Raw genomic sequence first — 7,856 nt, forward strand, 5'->3', positions numbered from 1 at the left:
CAAAAGATTTAACAAAAATATCTAAAAACTTTCTCATAAAACTAACTCCTCAAAATATAAATTATAAATATATTTTAGAACTGAAAAATAAAGAAAATCTTAAGATAAAATAAAAAATATTAAAAAATAGATAAGATAAAAAATAAGGATAAATAAAATAACACACTACTTCATTAAGCCAATAATATAAAGATAATATATCTTGAATAATGTAAATAAAAAGAGGATAAAGAATTACTAACACTGTGATAATGGAATATGTGTATATTACTTAAACCAAAGTAAACAAGTATAATACACATCTGACCATAGAGCAAGTGGTAATCCTCATCCTCTTTTTCCTATTTATCCGATATTAATCTAACTGTCTTAAATCATCCATAAGTTTTGTTTTTTCAGATGTTTTTTCATCTTTCATTTTTATAACTTTAGCTGGAGAACCAGCAACAACAGAACCTGCTGGAACATCTTTAGTGACAACAGAACCAGCAGCAACGACAGCACCTTCGCCTATTCTTACACCTTCAAGTATAACAGCATTAGCACCTATCATTACATTATCTTCAACTATAACTGGACTTGCTGAAGGTGGTTCAAGAACACCAGCAACAACAGCACCAGCCCCAAGATGAACATTTTTACCAAGTATACCTCTAGCACCGATAACAGCATTCATGTCTACCATAGAACCTTCACCGATAACAGCACCTATATTTATAACAGCACCCATCATAACAACAGCATTTTTTTCTATAGTAACCATATCTCTTATTATAGAACCAGGTTCTATTCTTGCAGATTCATGAAGTGTATTTTTTAAAGGTATAGCAGAATTTCTTCCATCAGACTCAACGTATATATCTTTTATACAATCATCTCTTTTATTAAGCTCATCCATTATAGAGTCATAATCTCCTATAAATATATGAGAAGTATCAGTTCCAAAAACTTTAAAATCCTCAGTAGATTCAAAGTTATATGGACTAGTATTTACATATACTTTTGCTGGAGTTTTTTTCTTAACTTCTTTTATATATTTTGCTATTTCATAAGCATCATTTAAATTTAACATTTATTTTCTCCTAGACTAAAATTTTTCTATATTATTTTAGCATATCGTCCATATTATAGAAACCAGATTTTTTATCAGCTATAAATTTAGCAGCAGCTAAAGCACCATTTGCAAATATCTGTCTAGATTGAGCTTGATGACTTATAGTTAACACTTCACTGTCACCAGCAAATAAAGCATCATGTTCACCAACTATACTACCACCTCTAACAGCACTTATACCTATATCACCAGGTTGTCTTTTACAACTTCTACCAGATCTTCCATTTACAATATTTGATTCAGGAAGAACTTCTTTTACGCCATTTGCAATCATTATAGCAGTACCACTAGGAGCATCTACTTTTCTATTATGGTGTTTTTCTATAATTTCAATATCAAAACCATTAAGAAGTTTAGCTGCTTCTTTTACAAGTTTAACCATAATATTTACACCAAGAGACATGTTATATGAGAAGAAAACAGGTATTTCTTCAGATGCTTTTTTTATTTTTTCTAATTCTTCATCATTAAAACCAGTAGTAGCTATTACTATAGGAGTTTTAGATCTTAATGCATACCCTAATACATTATCAAGATTTGCATGATGAGAGAAATCTATTATAACGTCTCCTTTTTCTTCACAATCAGCAAGATTTTCATATATAGTTATATCATTTACACAATCATTTTTATCTCTAGCCTGAACAAAAGCAAGTTCACAATTTTCATCAGCTCTTACTGTTTCAGCAACTATTTTTCCCATTTTTCCATCGTATCCAGTAGATATTACTTTTAACATAATTTCCTCCTAAATTATAATTTCTAAAGCATATTAAATTTTTACCACAAAGTTATAGATTATAAACAAATTTAATGATAAAAAATAAATATATAATACTATAAAATAGGATTGCAGAATTGATTAAAATCACAAATTTCTGCAATCCAAAAAATTTTATTAAGATTGTACTTTAAGTCCTGCATTTATTAATTCTTTCTTTAAAATTTCAAGATTAGCAGGATCCATATTATCAAGTGGTAGTCTTAAATCTCCAACTTCAAAACCAAGTAAATTCATAGCTGTTTTGACAGGTATTGGATTTACTTCTATAAATAAAGCTGCTACTAATGCATCTAAATCTAATTGTATTTTTCTAGCACCAGAAACATCTCCATTAAGATATTTTTCAACTAAATCATGAGTTTCTCTAGGGCAAACATTAGCAAGTACAGAAATAACTCCATGTCCTCCAACTGATAAAAGAGGAACTATTGAATCATCATTTCCAGAATATATAGCAAAATCTTCTGGAACTAAACTAGCTATTTTTGCAACTTGTCCTAAATCTCCACTGGCTTCTTTAACAGCAACTATATTAGGAACTTGAGCTAATTCTGCTATAAGAGAAGGAGATATATTCATACAAGTTCTTCCTGGAACGTTGTATAAAATAATAGGAATATTAACACTTTCAGCTATAGTTATAAAGTGTTTTTTAAGACCTGATTTATTAGCTTTATTGTAGTATGGAGTAATAACTAGTAATCCATCAACACCAAGAGCTTCAGCTTTTTTACTAAGTTCAACAGAATGCATAGTATTATTAGAACCAGTTCCTGCTATAACAGGGATTCTTCCATTTACTTGTTTTACAGTAAATTCTAAAACAGAAAGAATTTCTTCATCTGACATAGTAGTAGATTCACCAGTAGTACCACAAGAAACGATAGCATCTGTTTTATTTTCTATATGATATTCTATTAACTCAGCTAATTTATTAAAATTAACTTTATTTTCTTTATCAAATGGTGTTACAAGAGCAACAGCAGAACCTTTAAATAACATTGAAATCGACCTCTTTTCTTAAATTTTTTAAACTAATTCCATTTCTATTGCTTTTTCAGCTATTTGTACTGCATTAGTAGCAGCACCTTTTCTGATATTATCAGCTACAACCCAAAGGTTAACGCCATTATCAACACTGAAATCTCTTCTTATTCTTCCTACAAATACTTCATCTCTGCCATCAAATTCAGCAGCAGTAGGGTATAGGTTTTCAGAAGGATTATCGACAATAACGATACCTTCCTGTTTAGCCATAGTATCAACTAACTCATCTAAATCAAATTCTTTTTCAAATTCTAAATTTATAGATTCACTATGTCCATTTTTAACAGGAACTCTTACTGTAGTAGCAGTAATTCTTAAAGAATCATCACAAAGAATTTTTTTAGTTTCATTAACCATTTTCATTTCTTCTTTAGTATACCCATTATCAAGGAATGAATCTATGTGAGGAAGGCAATTGTAAGAAATCTGATGAGGATAGAACCCAGTTGGAGTTCCTTTTATTCCTTCTTCAAGATCTTCAACACCTCTAACCCCAGAGCCTGAAACAGCTTGATAAGTAGAGTATACTACTCTTTTAATATTATATCTATCATGAAGAGCTTTTAATGGAAGCATAGCTTGAATAGTAGAACAATTAGGATTTGCAATTATTCCTTTTTTATGTTCTTTTATTGCTTCTGGATTTACCTCAGGAACAACAAGAGGAACATCTGGATCCATTCTCCAGTAACTAGAATTATCTACAACTAAAATTCCATTTTCAGCAGCTATAGGTGCAAATTTTGCACTTGTTCCACCACCAGCAGAGAATAGAGCAATGTCTATATTTCTGTTAGTAAATGAATCTTCAGTTAATTCTTCAACAGTGTATTCTTTTCCAGCAAAAGTAACTTTTTTACCCGCTGATTTTGAAGAAGAGAATAAATATAAATCATTTATTGGAAACTCTCTTTCTTCTAAAACTTTTAGGAAAGTTCTTCCTACCATGCCAGTAGCACCAACTACTGCTAAATTTACTTTTTTCATCAAAAATCACCTCATAAACATTATACATTATTTTTAATAATCTATCTGCAATTTTAAATTTTTAAAGTGAAATAATTAGGTCTACATCAGATATATATATAAGTTAAATAACTATCAAAAGTCACATATATACAAAAGACGTACAAAGGAATACCCTGTACGTCAAAATTATCTCATAGCAAAGTAAACCTTGTAGCTCAACACTAAAAAGTGACAGTGAAGTATATATTATATACTTCCCCAGAAAATATCTGTGCCCAGATACATCTTCGGCTATTTTTCCTTTCTTGAAGATTTAAACATTTGCCAACTAGTCTAAAATACTAATAAAAATAGCACCTCTACGCAGGTTATAGATATTAAATTTATATTCATATAAAATGATAATACAGATAATAATAAATTGCAATAATTATTTAAAGATTAATTAGAATATTAAGAAAAATTTGATTAAAAAAACTTTATTATATAAGTTAATTTTTTTCAGAAATTGTTATTTTTAGCAAAAAATTATGTATAATAAAAGTAGAAAAATAAATATTATTATTTAAATATGGAGGAATAATATGGATACTTTAAAAGAGTTATATAAAATAGGTAATGGACCATCAAGTTCTCATACAATGGGGCCACAAAGAGCTGCTGAAAAATTTAAAAATGAAAACCCTGATGCTGATAGTTTTAGAGCTACACTATATGGTAGTTTAGCAGCAACTGGAGCAGGTCATTTAACAGATTATATAATAATAAAAACAATCGCTCCTAAAAAAGTTGAAATAGTATGGAGAGAAGATATAATAAAAGAATTCCATCCAAATGGTATGTTACTTGAAGCTTTAGATAAAGATGGAAAAACAACAGCAAAATGGGAAGTTTTCTCAGTAGGTGGTGGTTCTCTTGCTGAAGAGGGTAAAAGATCATCATCTGCAATAAAAGAAACTTATACTTTAAGTTTTATGGATGATATAGTTAAATGGTGTAAAGAAAACAATAAAACATTAGTAGATTTTGCATTAGAAAATGAAGATTCAGATTTAATGGATCATATAAATAAAATAAGAGAAGCTATGAAAAAATCAATAGATGAAGGTTTAGCTACTAATGAAGTAATACCAGGAAAACTTCTTTTAAAAAGAAGAGCAGGTATGTTCTATGAAAAATTTAAAGAAAATAATGATTTTTCAACATTAGTATATGCATATGCATTGGCAGCATCTGAACAAAATGCTTCTGGTAATATAATAGTAACTGCACCAACTTGTGGCTCAGCAGGTGTATTACCTGGAATATTCTTTGCTATGAAAGATTATATGAATTTGACTGATGAACAAGTTAATGAAGCTATAATAGTAGCAGGTGTAATAGGGAATATAATAAAAACAAATGCATCTATATCAGGAGCTGAAGTAGGATGTCAAGGAGAAGTCGGTGCAGCATGTTCTATGGCAGCAGGAGCAGTTGCATATCTTCAAGGCGGAAGTATAGAACAAATAGAATATGCAGCGGAAATTGCCCTTGAACATCATTTAGGTATGACTTGTGACCCTGTTTATGGATATGTTCAAATACCTTGTATAGAAAGAAATGCTATGGCAGCCCAGAGAGCTTATGATGCAGCAAAATATTCTCTTTTAACAGATGGAGAACATTCTGTATCTTTAGACCAAGTTGTAGAAACAATGAAAGAAACAGGTCTTGATATGCTTGATAAATATAAAGAAACAGCAAAAGGAGGATTAGCAAAACATTTCTTCTCTTGCTAATTAGATATAAAAATAAATAAGTTAAAAATACCTCGATTTTTTTCGAGGTATTTTTTTATTGAAATAAAAGTTTAATAAGTTATACTATAAATAAATTGAATTTAAAGAGGTGAAAATATGAAAGATTATTTATATTTTAAAGAAGTAGTAAAAAAACATAGAGAAAATTTGAATAAAATAGCAGAAATAGGAAGAAAAGAATATAAAACATCTGAATATATAAGAAATTATCTAAAAAAAATAGGAGTTGAATATAAAAAATGGCTTGATACAGGGACAGCTGGAATTATAAAAGGTAAAAATCCACAAAAGACAATAGCTTTTAGAGCTGATATTGATGGATTGATGACAGAGTGTGGAATCCAGCATCTTTGCGGCCATGATGGTCATACATCAATATTATTAGGACTTATAGAGTATATAAATAATAATAAAGAACGCTTAAATGATAATATTGTATTTATATTTCAACCAGCAGAAGAAGGACCCGGTGGAGCAGAGGAATTAGTTAAAGAAGGGATATTGAAATATTATAAAGTAGATCAAATTTATGGACTTCATATATATCCAGAAATTCCAGAAGGAAAATTTGGAATAAGAGAAGGATATTTTTTATCTCAGATAGGTGATTTTGAAATAGATATTTTAGGAAAAAGTAGTCATGGTGGAGCGTATCCAGATAAAGGAATAGACGCAATTGCAATATATGCAAATTTAGTAACAGGTATGCAAACAATTGTATCTAGAAATATAAATCCTATAGATAATGCTATTGTTAGTATTGGAAAAGTAGAGGGTGGATCTAGAAGAAATATAATAGCTGAAAATGTACATATGGAAGGGACAATAAGATGCTTTAAACCAGAAATATATAAAAAAATAAAAACTAGATTTTATGAAATAGCAGAAGGTATATCAAAAGCATATAATTGTGAAATAAAAGTAACTATAAGAGATGATTATCACCCTGTAAATAATAACTCAGAACTTTGTAAAGAATTTATAAATGCTATTGAAGAAGAAAATATTATAATACTAGATCCTCTTATGATATCAGAAGATTTTTCTTATTATCAAGAAGAAGTACCAGGAATATTCTTTATGTTAGGTGCTAGAAATGAAGAAAAAGGATATACAAATTGTCTTCATAATTTAAAATTTAACTTTGACGAAATAATATGTATGAATGCACTAGATGCATATATAAAAATACTTGAATACAAAGGTTCTTTAAATAAAAAATAGTATTGGTGGTGAAGTTTATGAAAAAGGTAAATTACTTAAAAGAAAAAGTATATAAACATAGAAAAATTTTACATAATATTGCTGAAGAAGGAAGAAAAGAATATAAGACTTTTAACTATATAAAATCTATTTTAGATGATTTAGGGATAGAAAGTAAAAAATGGCTTGAGACAGGATTAGCTGGAATTATAAAAGGTAAAAATCCACAAAAGACAATAGCTTTTAGAGCTGATATGGATGGATTGATGTCATCTGACAAAACAGTTAAGCATTTATGTGGACATGATGGACATATGTCTATATTACTGGGATTGATAGAGTATATAAATGATAATAAAGAACATTTAAATGATAATTTCGTATTTATATTTCAACCAGCAGAAGAGGGACCTGGTGGATCAAGAGATATGGTGAAAAATGGAATAATAGAATATTATGGAATTGATGAAATATACGGTCTACATGTAAATCCATTAATAAATGAAGGAATAATAGGGATTAGAAAAAAAGCAATAATGGCAGGAACGGTTGATTTTGAAATAGATATTATATCCAAAAGTGCTCATGGTGCAATGCCTCAAAATGGAATAGATGGTGTAGTTATTTCTGCGGAATTAATAAATTCTATCCAAACAATAATATCAAGAAATATAAGTCCTATTGATAATGCAGTTATAACAATAGGTAAAATAAATGGAGGTGCTAGAAGAAATATAGTAGCAGAAAATATACATATGGAAGGAACTATTAGATATGCAAAGGAAGAAATAAGAGAAAAAATACTTGCTAGAGTAGAAAAAATTTGCATTGGGATAGAAAATAAATATGATTGTAAAATAATATTTTCTATAGTAGATGAGTGCCCAGCTGTAATAAATAATGATAGGATGTATGATGAATTTAAGTTGTTATTAAA

7 protein-coding genes and 1 riboswitch are annotated in these 7,856 nt (G+C 28.9%); of the genes, 3 read left to right on the forward strand and 4 right to left on the reverse strand.

Annotated features, from left to right (window positions below):
- Positions 1 to 355: 355 nt before the first annotated feature.
- The 4 genes from dapD to Q1J78_RS05645 form a co-directional block, all read right to left on the reverse strand.
- Positions 356 to 1,072 (reverse strand): 2,3,4,5-tetrahydropyridine-2,6-dicarboxylate N-acetyltransferase, encoded by a 717-nt coding sequence (gene dapD / locus Q1J78_RS05630; RefSeq protein WP_300277367.1) that lies wholly within the window; start codon positions 1,070 to 1,072, stop codon positions 356 to 358.
- 31 nt (positions 1,073 to 1,103) lie between these two features.
- Entirely contained in the window at positions 1,104 to 1,853 is a 750-nt protein-coding gene (gene dapB / locus Q1J78_RS05635) for a 4-hydroxy-tetrahydrodipicolinate reductase (RefSeq protein ID WP_300277370.1), read from the reverse strand.
- Positions 1,854 to 2,012: 159 nt separating this feature from the next.
- Positions 2,013 to 2,900, reverse strand: a complete 888-nt coding sequence (dapA, locus tag Q1J78_RS05640) for a 4-hydroxy-tetrahydrodipicolinate synthase (RefSeq protein ID WP_300277373.1) — start codon at positions 2,898 to 2,900, stop codon at positions 2,013 to 2,015.
- A 27-nt stretch (positions 2,901 to 2,927) separates the two neighbouring features.
- Positions 2,928 to 3,932 carry an aspartate-semialdehyde dehydrogenase gene (locus Q1J78_RS05645; RefSeq protein WP_300277376.1) on the reverse strand — a complete coding sequence of 335 codons (1,005 nt, stop codon included), beginning with the start codon at positions 3,930 to 3,932 and terminating at the stop codon, positions 2,928 to 2,930.
- A gap of 185 nt (positions 3,933 to 4,117) precedes the next feature.
- A riboswitch (Lysine riboswitch) is annotated at positions 4,118 to 4,284 on the reverse strand.
- A gap of 214 nt (positions 4,285 to 4,498) precedes the next feature.
- Between Q1J78_RS05645 and Q1J78_RS05650 the strand changes: the two genes are divergently transcribed.
- The 3 genes from Q1J78_RS05650 to Q1J78_RS05660 form a co-directional block, all read left to right on the forward strand.
- Entirely contained in the window at positions 4,499 to 5,695 is a 1,197-nt protein-coding gene (locus Q1J78_RS05650) for an L-serine ammonia-lyase (protein ID WP_300277379.1), read from the forward strand.
- 117 nt (positions 5,696 to 5,812) lie between these two features.
- Complete coding sequence (locus Q1J78_RS05655) at positions 5,813 to 6,940, forward strand: amidohydrolase (protein ID WP_300277381.1); 1,128 nt, start codon at positions 5,813 to 5,815, stop codon at positions 6,938 to 6,940.
- 17 nt (positions 6,941 to 6,957) lie between these two features.
- The coding region (locus tag Q1J78_RS05660; RefSeq protein WP_300277383.1) for an amidohydrolase at positions 6,958 to 7,856 on the forward strand (899 nt) is incomplete at its 3' end.

This window comes from Peptacetobacter sp. (genome assembly GCF_029264495.1).
Classification (GTDB): domain Bacteria; phylum Bacillota; class Clostridia; order Peptostreptococcales; family Peptostreptococcaceae; genus Peptacetobacter.

Coding starts and splice junctions, on each gene's coding strand:
- dapD (WP_300277367.1), bottom strand. CDS start 1,072: ATGTTAAATTTAAATGATGCTTATGAAATAGCAAAATATATAAAAGAA.
- dapB (WP_300277370.1), bottom strand. CDS start 1,853: ATGTTAAAAGTAATATCTACTGGATACGATGGAAAAATGGGAAAAATA.
- dapA (WP_300277373.1), bottom strand. CDS start 2,900: ATGTTATTTAAAGGTTCTGCTGTTGCTCTTGTAACACCATTTGATAAA.
- Q1J78_RS05645 (WP_300277376.1), bottom strand. CDS start 3,932: ATGAAAAAAGTAAATTTAGCAGTAGTTGGTGCTACTGGCATGGTAGGA.
- Q1J78_RS05650 (WP_300277379.1), top strand. CDS start 4,499: ATGGATACTTTAAAAGAGTTATATAAAATAGGTAATGGACCATCAAGT.
- Q1J78_RS05655 (WP_300277381.1), top strand. CDS start 5,813: ATGAAAGATTATTTATATTTTAAAGAAGTAGTAAAAAAACATAGAGAA.